Raw genomic sequence first — 26,827 nt, forward strand, 5'->3', positions numbered from 1 at the left:
TCTCACGAACCTTGGCCGTTCAATCGTTCACGGTTCAGGTCATCTTCGTTCACCTTAGGTTCGGGCTGCGCCCGTAGCGTCCCCGCGGAAAGATGGTGCACGACCTTGGAGGATGAGTGGCGAACTTATCGCCGCGCAGGACGCTTCCGCTGCTGACCCCGCACAAGGGCGGCCGTAGCGCGCTCACCTGCCGGTTCCGCTGTGGTAACGCCTGTGCCCATGATGTTCCGAACACGAGTGACAACCGCTACTTCGGTGACGTCGTCGCCGAGGCCATGTCCCGGCGCGGTGTCCTGCGTGCCGGCGCGCTCGGCGCGATCGTCGCCGGCACCGGCGTGGCCGGCGCCGCGGCGGCCACGCCCGCGCTGGCCGACCCGGATGACCGGCGGGGCCCGCACGGCGGCCCGAAGGGGAGTCTGAGCTTCGCCGCCGTCCAGCCGAACACCGACGACCAGATCACGGTGCCGGCCGACTACCGCAACGCGCTGGTCGTCGCCTGGGGCGACCCGGTGCTGCCCGGCGCCCCCGAGTTCGACTTCGACAACCAGACCGCCGAGGCGCAGGAGAAGCAGTTCGGCTACAACTGCGACTTCGTGACGGTCTTCCCGATGGGCTCGGACCGGGCGCTCATGTGGGTGAACCACGAGTACACCGACGAGACGCTGATGTTCCGCGGCTACACGGACGGCACCGCCGCCACCGAGGAGCAGATCAAGATCGCTCTGGCCGCGCACGGCGGCTCGGTGGTGGAGATCGAGCGGGCCGGCCGCACCGGGCAGTGGAAGCTGGTCACCCGTGGGTCGCGCCGGTACAACCGGCGGATCACCGCGACCACCCCGATGCGCTTCAGCGGACCCGCGGCGGGCCACGACCTGCTCAAGACGCCCGCGGACCGCACCGGCCGCAAGGTGTACGGCATGCTGAACAACTGCGCCGGCGGCACCACCCCGTGGGGCACCGTGCTCACCGCCGAGGAGAACTTCAACCAGTACTTCGTGGGCGGCAACGGTGTGCCCGAGGCGCAGAAGGCGGCGCTGACCAGGTACGGCATCCCCACGAACGCGGCGATTCCGGACGGCAGCCGCCGGTTCGACCGGGTGGACGAGCGGTTCGACCTGGCCAAGCACCACAACGAGGTCAACCGGTTCGGGTGGATCGTGGAGATCGACCCGTTCGACCCGGACTCGGTCCCGGTGAAGCGCACGGCTCTGGGCAGGTTCGCGCACGAGGCGGCGACGACCACGCTGTCCAGGGACCACCGTCTCGTGGCCTACATGGGTGACGACTCGCGGTTCGAGTACGTCTACAAGTTCGTGTCCAAGGAGCGGTACATCCCCGGGCACGACCGGCACAACCGGACGCTGCTCGACGAGGGCACCCTCTACGTCGCCAGGTTCACCGGCGACAGCCCGAAGAGCGAGATCGACGGCTCCGGCAAGCTGCCCCGTGACCGCGAGTTCGACGGCGCCGGCGAGTGGATCCCGCTGGTCAGCGGCGACCGGTCGTACGTGCAGGGGATGACCGCCGCCGAGGTGCTCATCTACACCAGGCTGGCCGCCGACAAGGTGGGCGCGACCAAGATGGACCGCCCCGAGGACGTCGAGCGGAACCCGGTGAACGGCGCGATCTACGTGGCGCTGACCAACAACTCCAACCGGACCGCGGCCCAGGTGGACGAGGCGAACCCGCGCCCGTCCAACCGGCACGGCCACATCCTGGAGATCGTCGAGTCCCGCGACGACGCCGCCGCGACGAGGTTCGCCTGGTCGTTGCCGCTGGTCTGCGGCGACCCCGGCGACCCGAACACCTACTTCGCCGGCTACGACAAGACGAAGGTCTCGCCGATCTCCTGCCCGGACAACGTGGCGTTCGACGGCGCGGGCAACCTGTGGATCTCCACCGACGGCAACGCGCTGGGCACGAACGACGGCCTGTTCGCGATGCCGGTGGAGGGCCGGGAGCGCGGTCACCTGCGCCAGTTCCTCACCGTCCCGGTGGGCGCGGAGACCTGTGGCCCGTTCATCACCGAGGACCAGCGCAGCGTCTTCGTGGCGGTGCAGCACCCGGGTGAGGCCGACGACGCCAGCCCGGACAACCCGGCGAGCCACTGGCCCGACGGCGGCGACTCCCAGCCCCGGCCCGGGGTCGCGGTGGCCTGGCACAGCAGGGGCGAGCGGATCGGCTCCTAGCCCGGCGTTCCCCCGGGGGCCCGGCGTCCCCGGGGGTTCAGGGCAGCAGCGCGCGGAGGCGGTGGCCGTCCAGCGCGTGCACGGTGATGTCGTCCCTGCCGGTCATGGTCCCGGCGGTGACGAGCGCGTTGAGGATCGCCTCCTCCGTGGCCTCGACGACGGCGTCGAACAGCGGGGTGATGTGGGCGTCCGCCAGCATGGTGACGATCTGCGACAGCGGCACGCCGGGGCCGAAGTCGGTGGGCTGGAGCGCGTTGCCGGTGGCGAAGGCGATGAAGAGGTCGCCGCTGAGGTGCTCGCCCACCCCGCCGAGGCGGGCCACGCCGAGCCCGGCCCGCTGGGCGAGCCGGGTGAGCTGGTGCGGCAGCAGCGGCGCGTCGGTGGCGACGACCACGATGATGGACCCTTCGCCCTGCCGGGGCGTGCCCAGGATCTCCGGCGCCCTGGGCACCGGCACCTGGTCGGGGCCGAGCAGCCGCCCGACCGGCACCCCCTGGACGGTGAGCCGCTCCCGCCGCCCGTGGTTGGCCTGCACCAGCACGCCGACCGTGTGCCCGCCCGTCACCCGTGACGCGGTGCCGACGCCGCCCTTGAAGTCGTGGCAGATCATGCCGGTGCCGCCGCCGACGTTGCCCTCGGGCACCGGCCCGCCGGCGGCCTCGTCGTAGGCGCGCAGCACGTGCGCGGCCGTGACGTGGAAGCCGTTGACGTCGTTGAGCACGCCGTCCCAGGTCTCGCCGACGACCGGCAGGCTGAAGAACGCCTCGGACAGGTCGCGGTCGCGCACCTCGGCGGCGATCAGCGCGTCGTGCACCACGCCGACGCTGTGCGTGTTGGTCAGCCCGAGGGCGGTGGTCAGCCTGCCGGTCTCGGCGATCCAGTGGGTGCCGGTCAGCTCTCCGGCGCCGTTCAGCCGGTGGTAGCCGGCGAAGACGGGATTCTGCCACAGGTGGCCGGGGCGCGGCCGGATGACGGTGACCCCGGTGCGCACCGGACCGTGGCCGGTCCGCAGCGGGCCGTCCCCGGAGATCAGGGTGGTGTGCCCGACCATGACGCCGGGCACGTCCGTGATCGCGTTGTGCGGGCCGGGCCGGCCGGTGCCGATCACGATGCCGAAGTCACGGGCTCGGCGGGCTGGTGCGTCGTGCGTCATGCATCACAGGGAACCACGCCCGGCCCCGGGACACGCCACGGGCATCTTGATCCCCTGGCGAAGCGGTCGTACGTTTGGTGAGTTTGGCTCCCGTTTGCCCCTCAAAGTCAGGTGATGCGTAATGATGCTGCGATTAGCGGCAAATGTACGGAAGCACACCCTGCCCCTCGCCACCCTCGCCCTCCTCGCCGGCCTGCTCACGCCCGTGGCCGTGAACACCGCCCCCACCCAGGCCGCCGCCCCTGACAGGAAGCCGCCGCGCGACGCCGAGATCACCCGCATGGTCAACGACGTGAGCTCGCGCAACATCGAGCGGACCATCCGCAAACTGGTGTCCTTCGGCACCCGGAACACCCTTTCCGCCCAGGACGACCCGCAGCGCGGCATCGGCGCCGCCCGCGACTGGCTCTTCGCGGAGCTCAACGCGATCGCCGCCGGGACCGGCGGCCGGATGACGGTGGAGAAGCAGTCCTACGTCCAGCCGCCCGCCTCCCGCATCCCCGAGCCCACCGTGATCACCAACGTGGTGGCGACGCTGCGCGGCGACCAGCCCGAGTCCGCCGCCCGCCACTACGTCGTGAGCGGCCACTACGACTCCATGTGCTCCAGCCCGGTGGACGCGGTCTGCGACGCCCCCGGCGCCAACGACGACGCCTCCGGGGTCGCCGTGGTCCTGGAGGCCGCCCGGGTGATGTCCACCCGCAAGTTCGACGCCACGATCGTCTTCATGGCCGTCGCCGGCGAGGAGCAGGGCCTGTACGGGTCCAACTACTTCGCCACCCAGGCCAAGGCGAAGGGCCTGGACATCCAGGGCATGTTCACCAACGACATCGTGGGCAGCGCCGACGGCGAGAACGGCGCCGCGCCGAACGAGGTCCGGGTGTTCTCCGAGGGCGTCCCCACCGCGGAGACCCCCCAGCAGGCGTCCACCCGGCGCTCGGTGGGCGGGGAGAGCGACGGCGTCTCCCGGCAGCTCGCCCGGTTCATCGGCGACGCCGCCGACCTCTACACGCCGATGGAGGCCATGCCGGTCAACCGCAGGGACCGGTACGGCCGCGGCGGCGACCAGATCCCGTTCCTCGAACAGGGCTTCCCCGCGGTCCGGTTCAGTGAGGTGCACGAGACCTACGAGCACCAGCACCAGAACGTCCGTGACGAGAACGGCGTCGAGTACGGCGACACCATCGAGCACGTGGACTTCGACTACACCGCCAGGGTCGCCAAGGTCAACGTCTCCTCCCTCGCCGTGCTGGCCCGCGCCCCCGAGGCCCCGCGCAACGCCGGCATCCGCAACCGGCTCGGCAACGACACCGAGCTGCGCTGGGACGCCAACCCCGCCACGGACCTCGCCGGCTACGAGGTCGTGTGGCGGGACAGCACCTCGCCCACCTGGACCCACTCCCGCTCCGTCGGCAACGTGACCTCCTTCGTCGTCGAGGGCAAGTCCAAGGACAACTACCAGTTCGGCGTCCGCGCCGTGGACACCGCCGGCCACCGCAGCCCGGTCAGCTTCCCCCGCCCGGCCTGATCCCCCGCATCCCGACGGAAGCCCCGACGGAAGCTCCGGCAGAAGTCCCGGCAGAAGTCCCGGCAGAAGTCCCGGCGGGTTTCCCGGCGGGCCGGTGCGCACCGGCCCGCCGGGTCACGCGGCGCCGTCCAGGGCGTCTTCGATCATCTTCTGTATGGCCGCCCCGGCGTCCGGGCCGAGGGCGGCGCCGAAGGACGCGGCCAGGATCTCGAACGGGTCCTCCAACGGCAGCCGCTCCAGCTCCCCGGCCAGCTCCGCGACCTCCCACGGCGCCCCTTCCTTCGCGATCCGGGCGACCGGCGACCAGCGGCGGTTGACCGTCACCGCCGTGCCCCGGACCGAGATCACCTGCCCGGTGAGCGGGCAGCCGTCGCTCGCCAGGTAGGCGGCCACGGGGGCGCAGGCGGCGGGATGGGCGGGGTCGAACCCCCCGTCCGCCGGTACGGCCGGCATGCCGGGTACGCCGGCGGTGAGACGGGTGCGGATCGTGGAGGGGGCGATGCAGTTGACCCGCACGCCGTACCGGCCGAGCTCCAGCGCGGCGACGACGGTCATCGCCGCGACCCCGGCGTTGGCCGCCGCGTAGGACGTCTGGGTCGGCAGCGGGTTCGCCAGGCCGGAGCCGGACGAGGTGTTGATCACGGCGCGGCTCTCCCGCGCTCCCGCCTCGTGCCGGGCGCGCCAGTGCCGGGCGGCCCATCGGGTGACCGTGAACGTGCCCTTCAGCTTCACGGCGAGGATGTCGTCGAAGTCGTCATCCGTCATGCCGACCAGGGCGCGGTTGCGCAGGGTGCCCGCGTTGTTCACCACGGCGTGCAGGTCGCCGAACGTCTCGACGGCCAGGTCCACCATGCGCCGCGCGCCGTCCGGGTCGGTCACGCTGTCGGCGGAGGCCACCGCCTCCCCGCCGAGCGCGGTGATCTCCGCGACCACCGCCGCCGTAACCGCCGGGTCGCCGCCCGAGCCGTCGGGGCCGACCCCCGGATCATTGACCACGACCTTCGCGCCCTCCGCGGCGAAGAACAGCGCCTCCTCCCGGCCGATCCCGCGCCCGGCCCCGGTGATCAGGACGATCCGCCCGTCCAGACTGCCCATGGTGCGCACTCCCATCGTTGACTGCATTCAATGTATTAATACATCAAATGCAGTAAGCTGGGGCGCATGGAAGCGGGATTGCGCGAGCGGAAGAAGCGGCGCACACGTCAGGCCCTGGTCGAGGCCGCGGTGCGCCTGTTCGAGGAGAAGGGGTACGACGGGGTCACCGTGGCCGAGATCGCCGCGGCGGCCGAGGTGTCCACCCGCACGTTCTTCCTGCACTTCCAGACCAAGGACGACGTGCTCTTCGCCAACGCCGCGCCGCGGATCGACCTCGGTCTCCAGGTGATCGCCGAGCGCGCCGGGGAGCCGATGCGCGAGGTGCTCGGGCGGGCCATGGAGGCGATGATCGGCCATGTCTGGGACGGCGACCTGACCAGCGGGCTGGCCGCGCTGCGGGTGCGTCTCGCCGCCGGTGCGCCGGCGTTGCAGGCGGGCATGCTCCAGCGGTTCTTCACCGCGCAGACCGAGCTGTCCGGCGCGCTCTGCCGGGCCTATCCGGACGAGCTGGACGAGGTGGGCGCCGCCGCCCTGGTCGGCGCGCTGATCGGCGCGGTGGTCGCCGCGACGGCGACCAGCATCGGCCGGGGCGACTCACCGGACCAGGTGAGAGACGCCATGCGCCGGGCGGCGGAGCTCGTGCTCCCGCCCGGCGGCTGACGGCTCAGTGCACGGCTCAGTGCTCCTCGGCGGGAGGCTCGGGGTGGGCGTGCATGCACTCGCCGGTGCCCAGGCACATGCAGCAGGTCTCCTCCACCCGGACGAAGACGATCTGCCCGGACTCCTCGACCCGTGGGCGCTCGGGAGTCCACACCTTGCTGCCCTCGCACCAGCGGCACGGCAGGGCACAGCGGTGCGCGCCCTCCGCTAGCTGCACTTCCCGCTCCCGCCACAGATATGGCAGCTCTCAACGGACCGCACCCAGATGACGGACCCGTCTTTCTGCTTCTTCGGACGCTCGTACGTGATGGTGCGCGTCCCGGCGCAGTGCCCGCAGTCGGGAACCGGCTTGACCAACGATCCTCCCGTGCTCGTGAAGTCCCACCGGAACCGTCACCCTACCGACCGTGACCCCCGCCCGTCCGGCGCTTCGCGTTCTCCGCCCCCAGGAGGCCGCCCCGAGGCTACGGCACCGGCTTCGCCCTGGCCAGGGCGGCGAGCAGCGCCCCGGCGAGCGCGACGCAGAAGAGCGTCGCGTACGTGCGCTGGAAGCCGGCCATGAGCTGGTCCACCGCCACCGGCGACAGCCGGGAGAGCGTCCCCTGGTAGACCAGGGACCGCAGGGCGGGCGCCACCGAGCTGCTCAGCACGCTGAGCGTCAGCGCCACGCTCAGCACGATCCCCAAATTCATGATCATCAGCCGGAACCCGTTCACCACCCCCAGGCTCCCGGCCGGCAGCGCGCTCATGACCTGCGTCGTGTTCCCGGTGAGAAAGGCCCCGCTGCCGCACCCGCACAGGAAGAGCCCGATCCCGAGCACCCAGTACGGCGTCGCCGGGTCGGGGAAGAGCGTGAGGATCAGCAGCCCGGAGGAGCTGAGCAGCGCCCCGCCGACCGACATCCGATAGGAGGGGATCCGGCGGCCGAGCGCGCCCGCGATGGGTGAGGCGATGGCCATGCCCACCGGCACCGGCAGCACCGCGATCGCGGCGGAGAAGGCGTCGACGCCCCTGGCCGCCTGGAAGTACAGCGCGGCCAGCAGGATGAGCGCGGAACGGGCGACCGCGTTGCAGAAGGACGCGAGGTTGGCGAAGGCGAGCATCCGCGCAGCGCGACGCCGCCGCCGATGATCACCACGGGGCCGGTCAGGCTGCCGGACCCGGCCTCGTGCAGAGCGGTCACGGCGGCGAGGAGCACGGCGAAGATGAGCATGTTGCCCAGCGCGTCCACCGGTTCGCGCGGCCCGCGCGGCACCTTGCGCAGCGTCATCATGCCCCAGACCAGGGCGATGAGGCCGGCGGGCACGTTCATCCAGAAGATCCACTGCCAGCCGGCGGCCTCGGCGACCAGGCCGCCCAGGGTGGGGCCGGCGAGCTGGGCCACCGACAGGGTGCCGATGTAGACGCCCATGCCCTGGCTCAGCCGGTCGGGCGGGAAGGCGTCGGTGATGATCACCGTGCCGTTGGCGAGGATCATCGCCGCGCCGACCGCCTGCACCGCGCGCATCGCGATCAGGAAGCCGACGCCCGGCGACAGCCCCGCCAGCAGCGAGGCGACGATGAACAGGCCGAATCCCGTGAGGTAGATCTCCCGGCGGCCGAGCAGGTCGGCCACCCGGCCGAAGAAGACCAGCGTGGCGGTGTTCACCAGCAGGAAGGAGAGCAGGATCCACCCGGCGGCGGAGGCGTTCGCGTGGAAGTGCCGGACGACCGTCGGCAGCGCCACGTTGAGGGTGTTGCCGGAGATGCCGATCAGGATCAGCCCCAGACTGGTCACCGAGCAGACACGCCAGGCGTAACGGAGCCTTTTCAGATATTCCGGAGAACCAGGAAGCTCTTGGGGGATGGCGACCATGCCCCCAGTGTGACCTATGACATATGTCGGCTTTGCCTATCTCTAGACGATCAACGAGCCCGCTTCCGCAGCCCCTCCAGGTCGTAGACGATCACCCGCCGGCGGCCCGTTTCGATCAGCCCGCGGTCGCGCAGCGCGCGCAGCGACTTGCTCACCGCCTCGCGCGAGGCGCCGGTCCAGCCGGCCAGCTCGTCCTGCGACAGCGGCAGCGCGACCTTGATCCCGCCGCTCTCCTGCTCGCCGTACCGCTCGGCCAGCTCGACCAGCCGGGTCGCCACCCTGCCCGTGGTGTCGAACGCGCCGTACTCGATGCGCTTGCGGTCGGAGTCGCGGAGCCTGCCGATGACCAGCTTCATCAGCAGGACCGCGATCCGCCCGTGGTCGCGCAGGAACCCGGAGAAGTCGCTGATCACGATGGCCTCGACCGGCTCCAGCGCGGTCACCGTGCTCGACCGGGGCCCGCCGTCCAGCGCCGACATGTCGCCGAGCAGCGCGCCGGGACCGCGCACCGCCAGCACCACCTCGGTGCCCGCCTCCGTGTGCGAGGAGACCTTCACCCTGCCCTCGGTGAGCACCAGCACCCAGTCGGAGGTGTCCCCCTCGTTGAGCAGCGTGGCGCCGCGCTCCCACCGGCGAGGCCGCCCGGCGGCCCGCACGGCCTCGGCCTCCTCCGCCGTGAGCAGCGACATGAACTCGCCGGGTTCCAGACTCATCAGACGCCTCCTCGGAAACGACTCAGTCGGCCAGCGCCTGCAACACGAAGGCGTGGACGGAGTGTTCCTTTCCCTTCAGATTCAGATCGCCCAGCGAGCGGGTCGACGCCCCGGGGCGCAACCGCTCGCGGGTGGCCGAGCCGATCACGACCGTGCCCGGCTCGGCGAGGGACTGCAGCCGGGCGGCCACGTTGACGCTGTCGCCCATCGCGTTGAAACCGCGCAGTCGCGGACTCCCGATGTTACCGACGAGGGCAGGACCGGTGTTGACCCCCACCCGGAACCTCGGCCACTCCACCCCGCTCAGCAGGCCGGCCCGCTGCTCGGCGGCGACCTCGCGGGCCACCCGGCGGGCGGCCTCCTGCATCGCCAGCCCCGCCCTGGCCGCCGCCTCGGCGTGGTCCGCCTGCCGGGCGGGCGCGTTGAACAGCGCGAGCACGGCGTCGCCGACGAACTGCACGACCGTGCCGCCGTTGTCCAGGATGCAGGGCACCGCGGCGGTGTGGTAGCGGTTCAGCATGTCGACGATCTCGCCGGGGGAGACCCGCTCGGAGAACGTCGTGAAGCCCTGGAGGTCGGCGAAGAGCGCGGTCAGCTCCACCAGCGAGCCGCCCAGCGCCGCCTGCTCGGGGTCGGCGAGCAGCGACGTGGCCACCGCGGGGGACATGTACTGCTGGAACAGGGTGGACAGCTCTCCATAGAGGCGGACGTTCTCCAGCGAGATGGACATCTGACCGGCGAGGAGGGACGCCAGCGCCTCGTCATGCGCAGTCCCGCCCAACGGCACCCGCATCGCGCCCGCCAGCCGGCCCTTGACCGTGAGCGGGTGCACGACCCAGCCGTCCTGGACCACGGACCGCCCACCGGGGAAGTCGGCCTCGGTGTAGTCCACCGTCCCGGCGGTGACCGTGCCGTCGGCGACCAGCGCGATCCGCACGTCGCCGTACGCCTGCCGTACGCGTTCCAGCGCGGTGGAGAGCAGGTCCGTCTCGGCGGCGCCGACCCTGGCCCGGTGGCCCACGTCGACCAGCGCGCCCAGGCGTTCGGTCAGCTCGCGCTCGCTGGCCAGCGCCTCGCCGGCCCGGTCCAGCACCGCCGCCTGCGCCTCGGTGAGCCGGAACTTCCCGGCCAGGCGGGTGGCCACCGGCACCGGCGACTCCGCGCGGCGGCGCAGATGACCGACGAGTTCCTCCAGCGCCTCGTCGTACTGCGCCTGGATCCGGCGCACGGTGGCGGACAGCGCGATCGAGTCGAACAGCCCCGCGCTCGACCCCTCCCTGCGGAACTGGATGTAGGCGCTGTAGGCGACGAACACGAAGGCCGCGGTCAGCAGCAGGTGCCACTCCCACCACGACAGCGCCCAGTTCCGCTGCGAGATGGCGGCCACCATCGTCTCGGCGAGCAGCGCGTACGCGGTGATCAGGCTGATCAGCACCGAGGAGGGGTTCCTGCGGTGGATCCGGAACATCATGATCGCGGCGCTCGAGTAGAGCGCCACGCCCACCAGCGCGTACCAGCCGAGGCTGAGGCCGTCCTCCGAGGCCGGCGTGCTGAGCGGCGTCAGGTCGGGCACCAGCGCCGCGACCCCCCAGGCGATCAGCAGCAGGCCGAGTACGCCGCGCAGCGTGGAGGCGGACTCCAGCACGGTACGGGCGGCCCGCTCGCCGAGCGGCAGCGCGGAGGCGAACGCGAAGATCGAGGACACCGTGAGGCCCACCGGCTGGGACAGGTCGAAGCCGATGTTCGGGCCGCCGAGGATGATCTTCGGAGTGCTGAGGCCGTGCAGCAGGAAGAACCCGGCGCTGCTCAGGAAGACCAGCGAGACCAGCAGCAGCCGGGCGTCGTGCCGCCGCGCGGCGGCCCGGCTGATCATGCCGCCCAGCACCACGTTGACCCCGGCGACGGCGATGATCAGCCAGAAGTGGCTCAGCTCGTGCTGCCACTTGATGTCCAGCGTCTCCGGGTTGGCCAGCAGTAACCACAGTCCGAGCAGCGGAACGACCAGGTGGATGGCCCACACCACCGCCCTGACGGGTTGCGTGGCAGGCGGGAGGTACGGCTCCGCGGCGGGTTCTCTGGTGAAAGTTGGGCTGGTCGGCACGATTGCCCTCCGGACCGGGGTCCGCGCACCGCGCGCCCCTGACGTTCGCCCGTGGCCGAGACGGCGCGGGTCCCCCGAACGACGTCGATTATCCCCGACCCGGCAACTCTCCGCCAACCGGACCTGTGACCCACTCGTGATGGTTGGTCGGTCAACCAGTGGAACGGGCCACACGTGTAAAAGCGGCATAAGTAATCACACGAGAAACTCCGGTTTCTCAGGGGAGGGATGGGCCAGTGGCTCTCAAGCTGCTCGGCGGGCGTTCGATCGCCATCGCCACCGCGGGAGTGTTAGCGGGATCACTCGTCGCGGGTGGGTTCGCGTACGCGTCGGCGTCCAGCGCGCCGTCGCTGATCTACGGGTGCGTCAACAAGAGCACCAAGGTGCTGCGGGTCGTGGGGGCGACCACGGCGTGCAAGAAGACCGAGACGCGCATCTCGTGGAACCGGCTGGGCCAGGAGGGGCCGCTCGGTTCCATGGGTCCCAGGGGCGAGTCCGGCCCGCAGGGCGACAAGGGCGACATCGGCCCGGCCGGTCCGACCGGCGACCGCGGCCCGCGGGGCGTCCCGGGCCTCAAGGGCACGACCGGCCCGCAGGGCGAGCAGGGCCCGAAGGGCGAGACCGGCGAGCAGGGCCCCAAGGGCGAGACCGGCCCGAAGGGGGAGACGGGTCCCAAGGGCGAGACGGGCCCGAAGGGCGACACCGGCGCCAAGGGTGAGCAGGGGGCGGCGGGCAAGGACGGCAAGGACGGCGCCCCGGGGGCGCGCGGCCCGCAGGGCGAGCGCGGCCCGCAGGGTCCCGCCGGCCGGGACGGCAAGGACGGCAAGGACGGCAGGAACGGCGGCGGCGTCTCCATCCGCACCGAGACCGACAGCTTCAGCGGCACCAGTGGCGACGCCTCCTGCGACAACGACGAGGTCGTGACCGGCGGCGGCTTCTCCTTCAACGGCAAGGGCTACACGGCGACCGCGAGCCAGCCGTCCGGCAACGGCTGGTCGGTCAAGCTGGCCAAGATCGACGACAACAGGTCGTTCGCCGACACCAACACCAACACCAACGGCAACGGCGGCAACGGCGGCGGCGGCAACGGCAACGGTGGCGGCGTCTCCGGTACCGTCTACGCCCTCTGCGCCCAGAAGTAACCCGCGAAGCGGACGGCCGCGCCCCGCACGATGCGGGACGCGGCCGTCGGCCCAGGTCAGGTCAGATCAGGCCGGGTCAGCCGAAGATGGCGGGCAGGGTGCCCTCGTGGACGGTGCGCAGCTCGTCGAGCGGCACGTCCAGCACGCCCTCGACGGTCAGCGACGAGCCGCCGGTGAGGCCGAGGCCGGCGTAGGGCACCTCGTGCCTGCCGCACAGTGCGGCGAAGACGGCGAACGCCTCCGGCCGCACGGTGACCAGCGCGCGGGCCGCGGACTCGCTGAACAGGTCGGTGAACGGGTCGCCGCCGGGCAGCGTGACCGTGCAGCCGACGCCGTGCGCCAGGCAGGACTCGGCGAGCGCGATCGCCAGGCCGCCGTCCGACAGGTCGTGCGAGCCGGTGAGCATGCCCTGCGCGGCGGCCTCGACGAGGACCGTGGCGAGCGCCCGCTCGGCCTCCAGGACAGCCGCCGGGGGCAGGCCGCCGAGGTGGCCGTGCTCCACGTGCGCCCACGCCGACCCGCCGAACTCCTCGCCGGTCTCGCCGAGCAGCACCACCCGGGCGCCCTCGCCGGTGAAGCCGGACGGCACCCGGCCGCGCACGTCGTCGAGCACGCCGAGCACACCGATCACCGGGGTCGGGTGGATCGCCACCGAGCCGGTCTGGTTGTAGAACGACACGTTGCCGCCGGTCACCGGCACGCCGAGGATCTTGCACGCGTCCGCCAGGCCGCGCACGGCCTCCGCGAACTGCCACATGACCTCGGGGTCCTCCGGCGAGCCGAAGTTGAGGCAGTCGGTCACCGCGAGCGGGCGGGCGCCGGTCACCGCGACGTTGCGGTAAGCCTCCGACAGCGCGAGCTGCGCCCCCGCGTACGGGTCGAGCTTGGCGTAGCGGCCGTTGCCGTCGGTGGCGAGCGCGATGCCGCGGTTCGTCTCCGTGGCGCCGGGCATGACCTCGCTCACCCGCAGCACACCCGCGTCGGCGGGCTGCGCCAGCACGGTGTTGCCGCGCACGTAGCGGTCGTACTGCCCGGTCACCCACTCCTTCGAGGAGAGGTCGGGCGAGCCGAGCAGGCTCAGCAGCGTGGCGCGCAGGTCGGTGGGGCGCTCCAGCCGGGCGGCGTCGTCGGAGTTGAGCGCGGCCTGGCCGGCGGGCTCGTGGTAGGGCCGCTCGTAGACCGGCCCCTCGTCCGCGGCGGTGCCGGGCGGGATGTCCACGATGGTCTCGCCGTGCCAGGTCATGACCAGGCGCCCGGTGTCGGTCACCTCGCCGATCACGGTCGCCGGCAGGTCCCACTTGGCGCAGATCGCCATGAAGGCGTCGATGTCGTCGGGCGTGACGACCGCCATCATGCGCTCCTGGGACTCGCTCATGAGGATCTCTTCGGGGCGCAGCGACGGGTCGCGCAGCGGCACCAGGTCGAGCCTGACGTCCATGCCGCCGGTGCCCTTGGCGGCCAGCTCGGTGGTCGCGCAGGACACCCCGGCCGCGCCGAGGTCCTGGATGCCCACGACCACGTCGGCGGCGAAGAGCTCAAGGCAGCACTCGATGAGCAGCTTCTCCATGAACGGGTCGCCGACCTGCACGCTCGGCCGCTTGGCCTGCGACTCCTCCTCGAAGGTCGCCGAGGCCAGCACGGACGCGCCGCCGATGCCGTCGGGCCCGGTCAGCGCGCCGAACAGCACCACCTTGTTGCCCGGCCCCGGGGCGGTGGCGAGCTTGATCTGGTCCTTGCGCAGCAGGCCCACGCACAGCGCGTTGACCAGCGGGTTGCCGATGTAGCAGGGGTCGAACGCCACCTCGCCGCCGATGTTGGGCAGGCCGAGGCAGTTGCCGTAGGAGCTGATGCCCTCGACCACGCCGGGCAGCACCCTGCGGGTGTCGGGCGCGTCGGCGGCGCCGAAGCGCAGCGAGTCCATCACCGCGACCGGCCGCGCGCCCATCGCCATGATGTCCCGGACGATGCCGCCGACCCCGGTCGCCGCGCCCTGGTGCGGCTCCACGTAGGACGGGTGATTGTGCGACTCGATCTTGAAGGTGGCCGCCCAGCCGTCGCCGATGTCCACGACTCCGGCGTTCTCCCCCATGCCGACCAGCAGCGCGTCGGACTTGGGGGCCTTGGCGGCGAACTGGCGCAGGTGCACCTTGGAGGACTTGTAGGAGCAGTGCTCGCTCCACATGACGCTGTAGATGGCCAGCTCGCTGCCGGTGGGACGACGCCCGAGGATCTCCTTGACCCGCTGGTACTCGTCGTCCTTCATGCCCAGCTCGGCGTACGGCAGGCGCTCGTCGGGCGTCTGCTCCGCCCGTTGCACGGAATCGACACTCAAGGCGCTCATGCGTTGACCAGCTTCTCCAGGCTGCTCTTCAGGATCGAGGTGAAGAAGCCGAGGCCGTCCGTACCGGGACCGCCGGTCAGCTCCTCCACCGCGTGCTCGGGATGCGGCATCAGGCCCACGACGTTGCCGGCCTCGTTACGGATGCCGGCGATGTCGTTGAGCGAGCCGTTGGGGTTGCCGAGGTAGCGCACGACCACCTGGCCGTTGGCCTCCACGGCCGCCAGGGTCGCGGCGTCGGCGACGTATCGCCCCTCGCCGTGCTTGATCGGGATGACGACCTCCTGGCCCGCCGTGTAGTCGGCGGTCCAGGGCGTGTCCGCGGACTCGATGCGCAGGCGCTGGTCGCGGCAGATGTAGTGCAGCCCCGCGTTCTTCACCAGCGCGCCGGGGAGCAGGTGGGCCTCGCAGAGGATCTGGAAGCCGTTGCAGGTGCCGAGCACCGGCAGTCCGGCCCTGGCCGCCGGGATCAGCTGCTCCATCAGCGGCGCGAACCGGGAGATGGCTCCGCAACGCAGGTAGTCGCCGTAGGAGAAGCCGCCGGGCAGGAAGACCGCGTCCACTCCCTTGAGGTCGGTGTCGGCGTGCCACAGCGGCACGGGCTCACCGCCCGCGTGCCGTACGGCACGGGCGGCATCCTGGTCGTCAAGAGTTCCGGGAAAAGTGACCACGCCCACCCGGGCAGCACTCATGGCTGTCGTTCCCCTCCGCAACAAGAGCGCCGCTTCGACGTCTCACTCTCCGGACGACGGGATGCGGCGGTAGGCCCAGGCTATCCGGTCGGGCCGGGTGCGCTGACGTGACCCGTGCACTACCGGGCGGTAGGTCATACGGCGGCGAGGACGCAGGCGGCGTCGGTCGCGGCCTCTTTGTCCCATGCCAGTTGTTTGCGCAGGTGGACGGTGGTGCCGCGGCCGGGGGTGATGTCGAAGGCGATCTCGTCGACCACCGACTGCATGATCAGGATGCCCCGGCCGTGCTCCACGTCGGCGGGCGGATAGCGCTCGGGGATGCTGGCCAGGCCGAGCCCCCGGTCGATGACCCGCAGGTCGCAGTTGCCCTCCCCGATCGAGGCGACCACCTCGTAGCGGTTGGCCGGTCCCCCGTGCCTGACGGCGTTGGCGCACGCCTCGGAGGCGGCCAGCAGGATGTCGGTGACACATGATTCGGTCACGCTCAGTGAGCGCAACGCGTCCCCCAGGACCCGGCGGACCATGGGTATGCCTATGGCGTCCCTTGGCAGAGCCAACGAGAACTCGATGTCCACCGGACCCCCTCCCCGGCGAGGCTGCTCACGCCAGGAAGGTTTCCCCGAGAAATCAGGGCTAACCGCAAAATAACGCTGTTGTTATTTAGAGTTGGTCAACCCGTGGGATTGTGGCACGTCCGGAGCCCGCTTTGCCCGGTCCTGTGGAAGTTTTATGTGTCAAGTGTGCTGTTCTACCCCTCTACCCTCACCGCGTAATCCTCGATGACGGTGTTCGCCAGGAGCGTCTCGGCCATCTTTCGGACGTCCGAAAGTGCGGCCTCGTCGGCCGGGCCGTCAAGTTCGATCTCGAAGCGCTTGCCCTGGCGTACCGCAGAGACGCCGGAGAAGCCGAGGCGGGGCAGCGCGCGGGCGATCGCCTGACCCTGCGGGTCGAGAATCTCCGGCTTCAGCATGACCTCGACGATGACGCGCGCCACGGTGTTCCTCCTGGGTAGGGACGGTGTAAGGCGCCGCCCAGGCTACTGCACCGGGGCGGGTGGCGCTGGCTCGGCGTGTGGGGTCCGGTTACTTCGGGAACGGGATGTGAGGACATGGGGTCGAGGTCTTGCGCGCAGGTATGTGACCTCTGCCACGATGTCTGGAAACACGGACGTTTCACCACCAGACGGAGCGGAAGTGTGCGGAACCGGCCAGACGGGGCGGCGAACCCATCCCCACGGCCCCGAGCGCATTACAGGAGCGGCACGTGACCATCGACGCCTCTCGCGGCCCACAGGCGGCCCCCCCAGAGCTCGTCCAGTTGCTCACCCCCGAGGGCGAGCGGGTCGAGCACCCCGACTACCCCTTGGAGCTCACCCAGGACGAGGTGCGCGGGCTCTACCGCGACCTGACCCTGGTCCGCAGGTTCGACCTTGAGGCCGTCGCCCTGCAACGGCAGGGCGAGCTGGGCATCTGGGCCTCGCTGCTCGGCCAGGAAGCCGCGCAGATCGGCTCGGGCCGGGCGCTGACCGACACCGACATGGCCTTCCCCACCTACCGCGAGCACGGCGTCGCCTGGTGCCGCGGCGTGGACCCGGTCAAGCTCCTCGGCCTGTTCCGCGGCGTCAACCACGGCGGGTGGGACCCGGCGGAGCACAACTTCCACCTCTACACCATCGTGATCGGCAGCCAGACGCTGCACGCGGTGGGCTACGCGATGGGTGTCCAGCGCGACGACGCCGAGGCCGCCACGATCGTCTACTTCGGCGACGGCGCCACCTCCCAGGGCGACGTCAACGAGGCATTCATCTGGGCGAGCGTCTTCAACGCCCCGGTGGTGTTCTTCTGCCAGAACAACCAGTGGGCCATCTCCGAGCCGCTGGAGAAGCAGACCAGGATCCCGCTCTACCGGCGGGCGAGCGGCTTCGGCTTCCCCGGTGTCCGGGTGGACGGCAACGACGTGCTGGCCTGCCTCGCCGTGACCCGGCAGGCGCTGGCGAACGCGCGCGACGGCCAGGGCCCGACGCTCATCGAGGCGTACACCTACCGGATGGGCGCGCACACCACCACCGACGACCCGACCCGCTACCGGGTGGCCTCCGAGCTGGAGGCGTGGAAGCTCAAGGACCCGATCGAGCGGCTCAAGGCGTACATGTTCAAGAACCGGCTGGCCGACCAGGAGTTCTTCGACGCGATCGACAGCGAGGCCGACACCCTCGCCAGGGACATGCGCAAACGCTGCCTGGAGATGCCCGACCCCGATCCGATGGCCATCTTCGACCACGTCTACCGCGACCGGCACCTGCTGCTGGAGGAGGAGCGGGACCAGTTCGCCGCCTACCTCTCGACCTTCGAAGGCGAGGGCCGATGACCACGCTCAGCCTGTCCAAGGCGATCAACGAGGGGCTGCGGAAGGCCCTGGAGGACGACCCGAAGGTGCTGGTCATGGGGGAGGACGTCGGCAAGCTCGGCGGGGTCTTCCGGGTGACCGACGGGTTGCAGAAGGACTTCGGCGAGGACCGGGTGATCGACACGCCGCTGGCCGAGTCGGGCATCATCGGCACCGCGATCGGCCTGGCGCTGCGCGGGTACCGCCCGGTGTGCGAGATCCAGTTCGACGGTTTCGTCTTCCCCGCCGCCGACCAGATCATCACCCAGCTCGCCAAGATGCCGCTGCGCTCCCTCGGCGCGATCAAGCTGCCCGTCGTCGTGCGCATCCCCTGCGGCGGCGGCATCGGCGCGGTCGAGCACCACAGCGAGTCCCCCGAGGCGTACTTCACGCACACCGGCGGCCTGCGCGTGGTGGCCTGCTCCAACCCGGCCGACGCCTACACCATGATCCAGCAGGCGATCCGCAGCGACGACCCGGTCATCTTCTTCGAGCCCAAACGGCGCTACTGGGACAAGGCCGACGTGGACGTCGAGGCCCCCGGGCTGCCGCTGGAGGCGGCCAAGGTCGTGCGTGAGGGCCGCGACGTGACGATGCTCGCGTACGGGCCGATGGTGAAGACCTGCCTGGAGGCGGCGATCGCGGCCGAGGAGGACGGGCGCTCGCTGGAGGTCATCGACCTGCGCTCGCTCAACCCGCTGGACACCGCGACCATCACCGGCTCGGTCCGGCGCACCGGCCGCTGCGTCGTCGTGCACGAGGCCCCGGTGTTCAACGGCTTCGGCGCCGAGCTGGCCGCGCGGATCACCGAGAGCTGCTTCTACCACCTGGAGGCGCCCGTCCTGCGGGTCGGCGGCTTCTCCACCCCCTACCCGCCTTCGCGGCTGGAGGAGCACTACCTCCCCGACCTGGACCGGGTGCTCGACACCGTTGACCGCTCCCTGGCCTTCTGAGAGGGGAGACCGGTGCGCAGAGAATTCAAGCTCCCCGACGTCGGCGAGGGCCTGACCGAGGCCGAGATCGTCCGCTGGCACGTCAAGCCGGGTGACGACGTCAAGGTCAACCAGATCATCGTGGAGATCGAGACCGCGAAGGCCGTGGTCGAGCTGCCCTGCCCGTTCGACGGCGTGGTGACCGACCTGCTGGCGCAGGAGGGCCAGACGGTCGACGTGGGCGTGGCCATCATCGCGGTGGACGACGGCGCGGACGGCCCGGCGGGTCCCGCCGCGGCGCCGGGCCGCGCCGCCGAGGATCTGGTGCCCTCCCCGCCCGCGGAGGGGGCGGTCGAGCCCGGCGTGCACGGCAGCCCCGCCCCCAAGGAGGAGCGCCAGCCCGTCCTGGTCGGTTACGGCGTCAAGACCGGCGCCACCAAGCGCCGCCCGCGCAAGCAGCCGGCCGCCGAGCCCGCCGCGCCCGCGGTGTCCGAAACCCCCGTCGCCGCCGCCCCCCGCCAGGCGCCGGAGCGGGTGACCGAAACCCCGGCGCGGCCACCGGTGCCCTCGCTCTCCCCGCAGCGGGCGGCGGTGCTGGCGAAGCCGCCGGTGCGCAAGCTGGCCAAGGATCTCGGGATCGACCTCGCCGCGCTGACCGGCACCGGCCCGCACGGCACGATCACCCGCGAGGACGTCCGCGCCGCCGCGACCGCCCCCGCCGAGGTCCCCACCGGAGTCACCGCGGGAGTGACCGCCGGCGGCCCGCGCGAGGAGCGCATCCCGATCAAGGGCGTACGGCGGGCGACCGCGCAGGCGATGGTGGCCTCGGCGTTCACCGCGCCGCACGTCACCGAGTTCCTGCAACTGGACGTCACCGAGACGGTGGACGCGGTGCGGCGGCTGCGCGAGCTGCCCGACTTCGCCGGGGTCAAGGTGTCGCCGCTGCTGCTGGTGGCCAAGGCGCTGCTGGTGGCGGCACGCCGGCACCCGATGATCAACTCCTCCTGGGACGACCACGCTCAGGAGATCGTCGTGAAGCACTACGTCAACCTGGGCATCGCGGCGGCGACCCCGCGCGGCCTGGTCGTGCCCAACGTCAAGGACGCGCACGCGCTCTCGCTGCCCGGGCTCGCGGCGGCGCTCGGCGAGCTCACCGAGACCGCGCGCGCCGGCCGCACCCAGCCGGCCGACATGGCGGGCGGCACCATCACGATCACCAACGTCGGCGTCTTCGGCGTGGACACCGGCACGCCGATCCTCAACCCGGGGGAGGCGGCGATCCTCGCGGTCGGCCAGATCAGGGATCTGCCGTGGGTGGTGGACGGGCAGGTCGTGCCGCGCAAGGTGTGCACGCTCGCGCTCTCCTTCGACCACCGGATCGTGGACGGCGAGCTGGGCTCGCGCGTGCTGCGCGCCGTGGGGGACATGCTGGAGGATCCGCTCCGGATGCTCGTCTGGAGCTGACGTACGCAGGGGCCGGGAGGCGATCCGCCTCCCGGCCTCGTCCGGCGGGGACGCGCGCGTTAATCTTGCTGCGCAAGGTCCCGGGAAAGGGGAGAGATGTTCCGCCACGTCGTGCTGTTCACCTGGAAAGACGAAGCGACCCTTGAGCAGCGGGAGCGGGTGGCGGCGGAGCTCCGCAAGCTGCCCGACGTGATCAAGGAGATCCGATCCTTCCACCTCGGCCCCGACGCCGGGGTCAACCAGGGCAACCACGACTTCGCGGTGGTCGCGGACTTCGATTCGGCCGAGGACTACCTCGTCTACCGGGACGACCCGACGCACCGGGCCGTGATCGCGGACCACATCGCCCCGATCCTGGCCTCCCGGGCGGCCGTGCAGTACGCCTGCTGAGCGAGATTTCAGCCTGACGACAGATCCGCGTCACGCGGGACGTCAGAGATCTGTAACCCGGTAGATATCCGGCGTTACTAGGGTTCCCGGCCATGAGTTCCAGATTTGGCCGGGTAGTCACGACAGGCATGATCGCCGCCGTGACCCTCGGTCTCCTCGCAACCCCCGCTCCCGCGTCCGCAGCCCACGACCGCTCGGTCCAGGTCACCGTGATGGCCACCTCCGACATTCACGGTAATGCCGTCAACTGGGACTACTTCAAGAACGCCGAGTACGACGACAACGCGCACAACGACGTCGGCCTGGCGAAGGTGTCCACCCTGGTGAACAAGATCCGGGCCGAGCGGGGCGCGGACCACACCCTGCTCTTCGACTCCGGCGACACGATCCAGGGCACCCCCCTGGCGTACTACTACGCCAAGGTCGAGCCGATCACGAAGACGCACGAGACGCACCCGATCGCCAAGGCGATGAACGCCATCGGGTACGACGCGGTGACGCTCGGCAACCACGAGTTCAACTACGGGCTCCCGCTGCTGGCCGAGTGGGTGAACCAGATGAAGGCCCCGGTGCTGGGCGCCAACGCGGTGTCCGCGCGGACCGGGCTGCCGGCCTACCAGCCGTTCATCATCAAGACGATGAAGGTCAAGGGCGAGAAGCCGATCAAGGTGGGCGTGCTCGGCCTGACCAACCCGGGCAGCGCCGTATGGGACAAGGGCAACGTCGAGGGCAAGCTCAAGTTCCTCGACCTGGTCGCCACGGCGAAGAAGTGGGTGCCGGTCATCCGCGGGCTCGGCGCCGACGTCGTCCTCGTCACCGCGCACGCCGGCGACAACGGCATGTCCTCCTACGGCTCCGACCTGCCGATCGAGAACGCCTCGGCGCTCGTCGCCGAGCAGGTGCCCGGGATCGACGCGGTGCTGTTCGGCCACGCGCACAACGAGGTGCCGCAGAAGTTCGTCACCAACAAGGTGACCGGCCAGCAGGTGCTGCTGACCGAGCCCGGCCGGTGGGGCCAGCGCCTCTCGGTGGTCGACTTCACCCTCGCCAAGAAGCGCGGCAAGTGGACCGTCACCGGCAAGTCGTCCACCACGGTGAACACCAACACCGTCGCCGAGGACCCGAAGATCGTCAAGCTGGTCGGGTCGCAGCACGACAAGACGGTGGGCTACGTGAACCAGGTGGTCGCGCAGTCCAAGGAGCAGCTCTCGGCCGCCGAGTCGCCGTACAAGGACACGCCGATCCTGGACTACATCCAGGCGGTGCAGACGGACCTGGTGTCCAAGGCCATCGCGGGCACGCCGGACGCTTCGCTGCCGGTGCTCTCGATCGCCGCGCCGTTCAGCCGCACCGCGGTCTTCCCGGCCGGGCCGGTGAGCGTGCGTGACATGGCGGGCCTGTACGTGTACGACAACACGCTGCTCGGGGTCAAGCTGACCGGCGCCCAGGTCAAGGACTTCCTGGAGTACTCCGCGCGGTACTTCAACCAGGTCGCCCCCGGCGCCCCGGTCGACGTGCGCGCCCTGACCAACGCGAACGGCACCCCGGACTACAACTACGACCAGCTCTCCGGCGTGACCTACGACGTGGACATCTCCAAGCCGGCCGGGCAGCGCATCGTCAACCTGGCCTACAAGGGCACCCCGGTGGCCGCCGACCAGCAGTTCGTGGTGGCGATCAACAACTACCGGCAGTCGGGCGGCGGCGGCTTCCCGCACGTGGCGACGGCCCCGGTGGTCTACAACGCCCAGGTGGAGATCCGCCAGGCGCTGATCGAGTACGCCACGGCGAACGGCACCATCGACCCGGCGACCTTCGCCGACCCCAACTGGAAGCTCGTCCGCGAAGGCGTCCCGGTCTTCTAGGTTCCGGGTTCCGCGTCCGGTCTGCCGGCGCGGTGAGACGAGAACGGCCGGCGCCCGTGGCGGGCGCCGGCCGTTTCGCGTGCGGGCGTTGTCTACCTCATGACTGTCAGAAGGCGTCCTCGGCGAGCTCCATGAGCTCCAGCCCGGTGGCGGTCGCGATCTGCCGCTCGGCGGTGAGCCGGGGCAGCACGGTGCGGGCGAAGAACGAGGCCCCGGCGACCTTGCCGGTGTAGAACGCCTGGTCCCGGTCGGACTCGGCGAGCGAGGCCAGCGCCACCTCGGCCTGCCGCAGCAGCAGCCAGCCGATGACGAGGTCGCCCAGTGCGAGCAGGAACCTCGTGGTGTTGAGGCCGATCTTGTAGATCTCGGTGGGCTGCTCCAGCGAGGTGAACGCCCAGCCGGCCATGGTGTCGCCCATCGCCTTGACGTCCTCGGCGGCCTGGGCGAGCAGCTTGCGCTCCTCCTTGAGCCGTCCGTTGCCCGCCTCGGAGGCGGCGAAGGCGTTGATCTCCGCCATCACCCGGCCGATGGCCGCGCCCTGGTTCCGCACGATCTTGCGGAAGAACAGGTCCAGGCCCTGGATCGCGGTGGTGCCCTCGTACAGGGAGTCGATCTTGGCGTCCCTGATGTACTGCTCGATCGGGTAGTCCTGGAGGTAGCCCGAGCCGCCGAGCGTCTGCAGCGAGCGGGCCAGCAGTTCGTAGGACCGCTCCGACCCGACGCCCTTGACCAGCGGGAGCAGCAGGTCGTTCATCTCCTCGGCCTGCTTGTCCCTGCGACCCTCGGCCTCCGCGATCTGCACGGCGTCCTGGAACGTCGCGGTGTAGAGCACCAGCGCGCGCATGCCCTCGGCGTAGGACTTCTGCAGCATCAGCTCGCGGCGCACGTCCGGGTGGTTGATGATCGTGACCCGGGGGGCCGCCTTGTCCGCCATCCGGGTGAGGTCGGCGCCCTGGACCCGGTCCCTGGCGTACGCCAGGGCGTTCAGGTAGCCGGTGGACAGGGCGGCGATGGCCTTGGTGCCGACCATCATGCGCGCGTGCTCGATGATCATGAACATCTGCCTGATGCCCTCGTGCACGTCGCCGACCAGCGTGCCGACCGCCGGACCCCGGTCGCCGAAGGTCAGCTCACAGGTGGCGGACGCCTTGAGGCCCATCTTCTTCTCGACGTTGGTGACGTAGACGCCGTTGCGCTCGCCGATCTCGCCGGTCTCCAGGTTCACGTGGAACTTCGGCACCAGGAACATCGACAGGCCCTTGGTGCCCGGGCCATGGCCCTCGGGCCGGGCGAGCACGAGGTGGAAGAGGTTCTCGGTCATGTCCTGGTCGGCACTGGTGATGAAGCGCTTGACGCCCTCGATGTGCCAGGTGCCGTCGGGCTGCCGGATCGCCCTGGCCCGGCCCGCGCCCACGTCCGAGCCCGCGTCCGGCTCGGTGAGGACCATGGTGGCGCCCCAGTTCCGCTCGATGGCCAGCTCCGCGAAGCGCTTCTGCTCGGGGGTGCCGACCTGCCACAGCGTGTAGGCGAACTTCGGGCCGCCCGCGTACATGTAGAGGGCGGGGTTGGCGCCGAGGACCATCTCGCCGGCGGCCCAGGCGAGGCTGCGCGGGATGCCCGGCCCGCCGAGGTCGGTGGGCAGGTCGAGATGGGCCCAGCCGCCGTCCATGATGACCTGGAACGACTTCTTGAACGCCTCCGGCAGCCTGACCGAGCCGGTGGCGACGTCGAAGACCGGCGGGTTGCGGTCGCCCTCGGCGAAGGAGTCGGCCAGCACGCCCTCGGACAGGCGGCTCACCTCGGTGAGAAGGCTGTGCGCGGTGTCCTCGTCAAGATCGGCGTACGGCCCCTTGCCGAAGAGCTCACGGCGGTCCAGCATCTCGAAGAGGTTGAATTCCAGGTCCCGAAGGTTGCTCCTGTAGTGGCCCATGACCTGCACTCCTTGAACCGGGCGTTACCACGACGCGTGTCTTACTGGCCAGTAACCTTACCCCTATGCTACCCGTCGGTAACAGCGGACAAGCGTGGCCGGCGGCGCACATCGTGGTATCCCTCGGAGAGGGCGCAGCTTGCGGTGAGGGATGGGGGAAAGTAACCCGTTTGACGGCTTCGCCGGTGTTGCGATTGGCTGACCGCATGCTGGGAATTCACACGATAACCTTCGACAGCGCCGAGCCGTACGAGCTGGGCAAGTGGTGGAGCGGTCTCACCGGCTGGCCCGTCGCGAGCTACGAGCCCGGGGACGAGGAAGTGCTCCTCGAAGCCCCCGACGGCCACCCCGACCTGCTCTTCATCAAGGTGCCCGAGGGCAAGGGCGTGAAGAACCGCGTGCACCTGGACCTGTGGCCGGCCGACGGCGCCACCAGGGACGAGGAGGTGCAGCGGGTCCTCGGCCTCGGCGCCGAGCCGCACGGGGACTTCCGCAGGCCCGACGGCACCGGCTGGATGACGCTGCTCGACCCCGAGGGGAACGAGTTCTGCATCGTCCGCAGTCAGGCCGAGCGGGTCTAGCGGACGGCCGCGCGCCCGGCGGCGAGCGTGGTCTTTCCGCGCTCCCGGCGGAGGCGGCGCTCCGCCGGGGGGAGGGTCACGGGGTAAGGCGCTCGCGGCGCGCGCGGTTCTTGAGCGGCAGGGCGAGCAGCCCCGCCATGAGCCAGACCAGGGCGGCGCCCCACACGCTGTCGAACGCGGCCCCGAACACGCCGTCGTTGTCGAAGATCAGCTGGATCGGGTAGAACAGGATCGCGGCCCCGGCGGCCGGATACAGGGCGAACCTGAACGGGTGCTTCAGCGACCACTGGCGGGCCTGGCGGGTCACCCGGTCGCCCACCCCCGGTCTGGCCACCGCGCCGATGGCGGCCACCAGGGTGAACACGGTGATCCCCAGCGACAGCGCCCAGCTGACGTCCGCGGGACCGGGCAGCAGCATGCCCATGACGAAGCTGGCGCCGGCGACCGTGGCGCCGGCCATCGCCGCCGGCTTCCACGGCGCGCCCCGCAGGGCCGCGCCGGCGAGTGACATCTCATCGCGTCGAGTGAGCTGTTCGTTCATGCTTCCAATCTGCGGCACGACCGTCCCCGTCCACATCGGGGACGAACCCTGATTGCTCCCCTACCCGTCGTCCGGCGGGCCCGGGTCACGGGGGCGGTTTCCCGGCGTCGGTGGGGCGGTGCCGTACCAGGGCGTGGAAGACCTTCCAGGCCATGTCGCGGCGGAACTTCCGTTTCGAGGCCATGGCCACCGCGGCCGACGAGCACATCAGCAGCACGTAGAGGATCGGCGCGACGGAACCCGCCACAAGCAGGGCCGACAGAGAACCCATATCGCTCCTTCCCCCCCAGTCCTGAGCACTGTCAAAGGGAAGGGCGGACGTCGCCCCGTGCGCCCGGCGAGACGGACGGGCGCAGTTCAGATGTACCAGCGGGGCGGACCCCCGTCAACGCCCCTCCCGCCGCGCCACGGACGCCGGCACGGCGGTGCGGCGGCATGTTCCGCTATTTCTCCCGTGTGGGGATTTATCCATGCACAACGGACACATGTGAAGATCCACCCATTCGTTATAACACCCGCATTGGTGTATACAGTACGGCTTTCGCCATAAGGAGTGTGAGTCATCGTGGAATGGTGAATATCTGGGTGGATGTGGCCATCTGCCTGGGGTGGAGCCGGTTCCAGAGCAAGATCAATTCCTGTAAATGGCGGTAAGTCGCGAAATATGGGGCCGAAGGATACGACAAGATCTTAAGTAGATAGCAAAAGCAGACGATGTGCGTTTGTCGGTCCACGGTGGAGGAGAATAAGACAACTGGGATGACTCTTCCCGATCGACCAAAGCATTTCGTAAGGGGGAAAACGTAATGCTCGAACTGAAGAAGGCTGTGAGCATTCTCGCGATCGGTGCCGCGATCAGCGGGGGCATGGTCGGCATGGGCGCGGTGACCGCCGCGATGACCGGCACGGCGCACGCCGCCGCGGCGACGCCCATTCTGATGAACGGCGACGACGACTGGCGCCGCCACGGGCGGTGGAACTGGAACCGCAACCGGAACTGGAACCGCGCCTGGGCACGCACCTGGGCCCGTTCCCTGAGCCGCACCCACGCGCGCAACCACAACCGCCAGGCGCGCCAGGAGATCAACCTCAACATCGGCGTCCCGACGGACACCTTGGGCGGCACCCCGACCACCGCCACCGCGACCGCGACCGCTGACGGGACCGGAGCCGGCACCGGGACCGCGCCCGGCACCGCGCCCACCACGGGCTGGAACTAGTCGCAGACGCCCGTATTGCCACTGACATCCGAAGTTCTCTTCCGCAGCCGACG

At 70.6% G+C, this 26,827-nt stretch carries 24 protein-coding genes and 1 pseudogene; 11 read left to right on the forward strand and 14 right to left on the reverse strand.

Annotated features, from left to right (window positions below; translation table 11 throughout):
- Positions 1–116 precede the first annotated feature (116 nt).
- Positions 117–2,189: a PhoX family protein gene (locus QSK26_RS38070; protein WP_285780216.1), complete on the forward strand. Its 2,073-nt coding sequence runs from the start codon at positions 117–119 to the stop codon at positions 2,187–2,189.
- Positions 2,190–2,226: 37 nt separating this feature from the next.
- Here QSK26_RS38070 and QSK26_RS38075 read toward each other — a convergent pair whose 3' ends face one another.
- On the reverse strand, positions 2,227–3,342 hold the full coding sequence (locus QSK26_RS38075; protein ID WP_285780217.1) for a DmpA family aminopeptidase: 1,116 nt from the start codon (positions 3,340–3,342) through the stop codon (positions 2,227–2,229).
- A 121-nt stretch (positions 3,343–3,463) separates the two neighbouring features.
- Between QSK26_RS38075 and QSK26_RS38080 the strand changes: the two genes are divergently transcribed.
- A complete protein-coding gene (locus tag QSK26_RS38080; RefSeq protein ID WP_285780218.1) occupies positions 3,464–4,870 on the forward strand; it encodes a M20/M25/M40 family metallo-hydrolase in 1,407 nt (468 codons plus the stop codon).
- Between the two features lie 114 nt (positions 4,871–4,984).
- Here the strand turns inward: QSK26_RS38080 and QSK26_RS38085 are convergent, their stop codons facing one another.
- Positions 4,985–5,965, reverse strand: coding sequence for an SDR family NAD(P)-dependent oxidoreductase (locus QSK26_RS38085; protein ID WP_285780219.1), 981 nt, complete (start codon positions 5,963–5,965; stop codon positions 4,985–4,987).
- A 66-nt stretch (positions 5,966–6,031) separates the two neighbouring features.
- On the opposite strand from QSK26_RS38085, the gene QSK26_RS38090 reads away from it, so the two are divergent.
- A complete protein-coding gene (locus tag QSK26_RS38090) occupies positions 6,032–6,625 on the forward strand; it encodes a TetR/AcrR family transcriptional regulator (RefSeq protein ID WP_285780220.1) in 594 nt (197 codons plus the stop codon).
- A 16-nt stretch (positions 6,626–6,641) separates the two neighbouring features.
- Here the strand turns inward: QSK26_RS38090 and QSK26_RS38095 are convergent, their stop codons facing one another.
- The 5 genes and pseudogenes from QSK26_RS38095 to QSK26_RS38115 all read right to left on the reverse strand — a co-directional run bounded on the left by QSK26_RS38095 (position 6,642) and on the right by QSK26_RS38115 (position 11,294).
- A complete protein-coding gene (locus QSK26_RS38095) occupies positions 6,642–6,842 on the reverse strand; it encodes a hypothetical protein (protein WP_285780221.1) in 201 nt (66 codons plus the stop codon).
- A gap of 247 nt (positions 6,843–7,089) precedes the next feature.
- Positions 7,090–7,950 carry an MFS transporter gene (locus QSK26_RS38100; RefSeq protein WP_285780245.1) on the reverse strand — a complete coding sequence of 287 codons (861 nt, stop codon included), beginning with the start codon at positions 7,948–7,950 and terminating at the stop codon, positions 7,090–7,092.
- A pseudogene (locus QSK26_RS38105) lies at positions 7,920–8,480 on the reverse strand (MFS transporter); the annotation flags it as partial. The pseudogene QSK26_RS38105 and the gene QSK26_RS38100, both read right to left, overlap by 31 nt.
- Positions 8,481–8,530: 50 nt before the next feature.
- Positions 8,531–9,193: a Crp/Fnr family transcriptional regulator gene (locus QSK26_RS38110; protein WP_285780222.1), complete on the reverse strand. Its 663-nt coding sequence runs from the start codon at positions 9,191–9,193 to the stop codon at positions 8,531–8,533.
- A 22-nt stretch (positions 9,194–9,215) separates the two neighbouring features.
- Positions 9,216–11,294: an adenylate/guanylate cyclase domain-containing protein gene (locus tag QSK26_RS38115; protein ID WP_285780223.1), complete on the reverse strand. Its 2,079-nt coding sequence runs from the start codon at positions 11,292–11,294 to the stop codon at positions 9,216–9,218.
- Positions 11,295–11,530: 236 nt separating this feature from the next.
- Here QSK26_RS38115 and QSK26_RS38120 point away from each other — a divergent pair, with 236 nt between their 5' ends.
- Positions 11,531–12,436, forward strand: coding sequence for a collagen-like domain-containing protein (locus QSK26_RS38120; RefSeq protein ID WP_285780224.1), 906 nt, complete (start codon positions 11,531–11,533; stop codon positions 12,434–12,436).
- A gap of 76 nt (positions 12,437–12,512) precedes the next feature.
- On the opposite strand, the gene purL is transcribed toward QSK26_RS38120, so the two are convergent.
- The 4 genes from purL to purS all read right to left on the reverse strand — a co-directional run bounded on the left by purL (position 12,513) and on the right by purS (position 16,460).
- Positions 12,513–14,777, reverse strand: coding sequence for a phosphoribosylformylglycinamidine synthase subunit PurL (purL, locus tag QSK26_RS38125; protein ID WP_285780225.1), 2,265 nt, complete (start codon positions 14,775–14,777; stop codon positions 12,513–12,515).
- A complete protein-coding gene (gene purQ / locus QSK26_RS38130; RefSeq protein ID WP_285780226.1) occupies positions 14,774–15,466 on the reverse strand; it encodes a phosphoribosylformylglycinamidine synthase subunit PurQ in 693 nt (230 codons plus the stop codon). Before purQ ends, purL begins: the two co-directional genes overlap by 4 nt.
- Positions 15,467–15,600: 134 nt before the next feature.
- Positions 15,601–15,990: an ATP-binding protein gene (locus QSK26_RS38135; RefSeq protein WP_285780227.1), complete on the reverse strand. Its 390-nt coding sequence runs from the start codon at positions 15,988–15,990 to the stop codon at positions 15,601–15,603.
- A gap of 224 nt (positions 15,991–16,214) precedes the next feature.
- Entirely contained in the window at positions 16,215–16,460 is a 246-nt protein-coding gene (gene purS, locus QSK26_RS38140) for a phosphoribosylformylglycinamidine synthase subunit PurS (RefSeq protein WP_285780228.1), read from the reverse strand.
- A gap of 269 nt (positions 16,461–16,729) precedes the next feature.
- On the opposite strand from purS, the gene pdhA reads away from it, so the two are divergent.
- From pdhA to QSK26_RS38165, 5 genes are all read left to right on the forward strand, one after another.
- Positions 16,730–17,833 carry a pyruvate dehydrogenase (acetyl-transferring) E1 component subunit alpha gene (gene pdhA, locus QSK26_RS38145; protein WP_285780229.1) on the forward strand — a complete coding sequence of 368 codons (1,104 nt, stop codon included), beginning with the start codon at positions 16,730–16,732 and terminating at the stop codon, positions 17,831–17,833.
- Positions 17,830–18,804, forward strand: a complete 975-nt coding sequence (locus QSK26_RS38150; protein WP_285780230.1) for an alpha-ketoacid dehydrogenase subunit beta — start codon at positions 17,830–17,832, stop codon at positions 18,802–18,804. Before pdhA ends, QSK26_RS38150 begins: the two co-directional genes overlap by 4 nt.
- Positions 18,805–18,816: 12 nt before the next feature.
- Positions 18,817–20,247 (forward strand): dihydrolipoamide acetyltransferase family protein, encoded by a 1,431-nt coding sequence (locus tag QSK26_RS38155; RefSeq protein ID WP_285780231.1) that lies wholly within the window; start codon positions 18,817–18,819, stop codon positions 20,245–20,247.
- Between the two features lie 96 nt (positions 20,248–20,343).
- Positions 20,344–20,637: a Dabb family protein gene (locus tag QSK26_RS38160; protein WP_285780232.1), complete on the forward strand. Its 294-nt coding sequence runs from the start codon at positions 20,344–20,346 to the stop codon at positions 20,635–20,637.
- 140 nt (positions 20,638–20,777) lie between these two features.
- Positions 20,778–22,502, forward strand: coding sequence for a 5'-nucleotidase C-terminal domain-containing protein (locus QSK26_RS38165; RefSeq protein WP_285780233.1), 1,725 nt, complete (start codon positions 20,778–20,780; stop codon positions 22,500–22,502).
- Between the two features lie 106 nt (positions 22,503–22,608).
- Here the strand turns inward: QSK26_RS38165 and QSK26_RS38170 are convergent, their stop codons facing one another.
- Positions 22,609–24,432 carry an acyl-CoA dehydrogenase gene (locus tag QSK26_RS38170; RefSeq protein ID WP_285780234.1) on the reverse strand — a complete coding sequence of 608 codons (1,824 nt, stop codon included), beginning with the start codon at positions 24,430–24,432 and terminating at the stop codon, positions 22,609–22,611.
- A 206-nt stretch (positions 24,433–24,638) separates the two neighbouring features.
- Here QSK26_RS38170 and QSK26_RS38175 point away from each other — a divergent pair, with 206 nt between their 5' ends.
- Entirely contained in the window at positions 24,639–25,013 is a 375-nt protein-coding gene (locus QSK26_RS38175; protein WP_285780235.1) for a VOC family protein, read from the forward strand.
- 76 nt (positions 25,014–25,089) lie between these two features.
- Here the strand turns inward: QSK26_RS38175 and QSK26_RS38180 are convergent, their stop codons facing one another.
- Complete coding sequence (locus QSK26_RS38180) at positions 25,090–25,554, reverse strand: hypothetical protein (protein WP_285780236.1); 465 nt, start codon at positions 25,552–25,554, stop codon at positions 25,090–25,092.
- A gap of 85 nt (positions 25,555–25,639) precedes the next feature.
- Positions 25,640–25,825: a hypothetical protein gene (locus tag QSK26_RS38185; RefSeq protein WP_285780237.1), complete on the reverse strand. Its 186-nt coding sequence runs from the start codon at positions 25,823–25,825 to the stop codon at positions 25,640–25,642.
- 556 nt (positions 25,826–26,381) lie between these two features.
- Between QSK26_RS38185 and QSK26_RS38190 the strand changes: the two genes are divergently transcribed.
- Complete coding sequence (locus tag QSK26_RS38190) at positions 26,382–26,774, forward strand: hypothetical protein (protein ID WP_285780238.1); 393 nt, start codon at positions 26,382–26,384, stop codon at positions 26,772–26,774.
- Positions 26,775–26,827 lie beyond the last annotated feature (53 nt).

It is taken from the genome of Microtetraspora sp. NBRC 13810, from assembly GCF_030268685.1.
Taxonomy (GTDB): domain Bacteria; phylum Actinomycetota; class Actinomycetes; order Streptosporangiales; family Streptosporangiaceae; genus BSRQ01.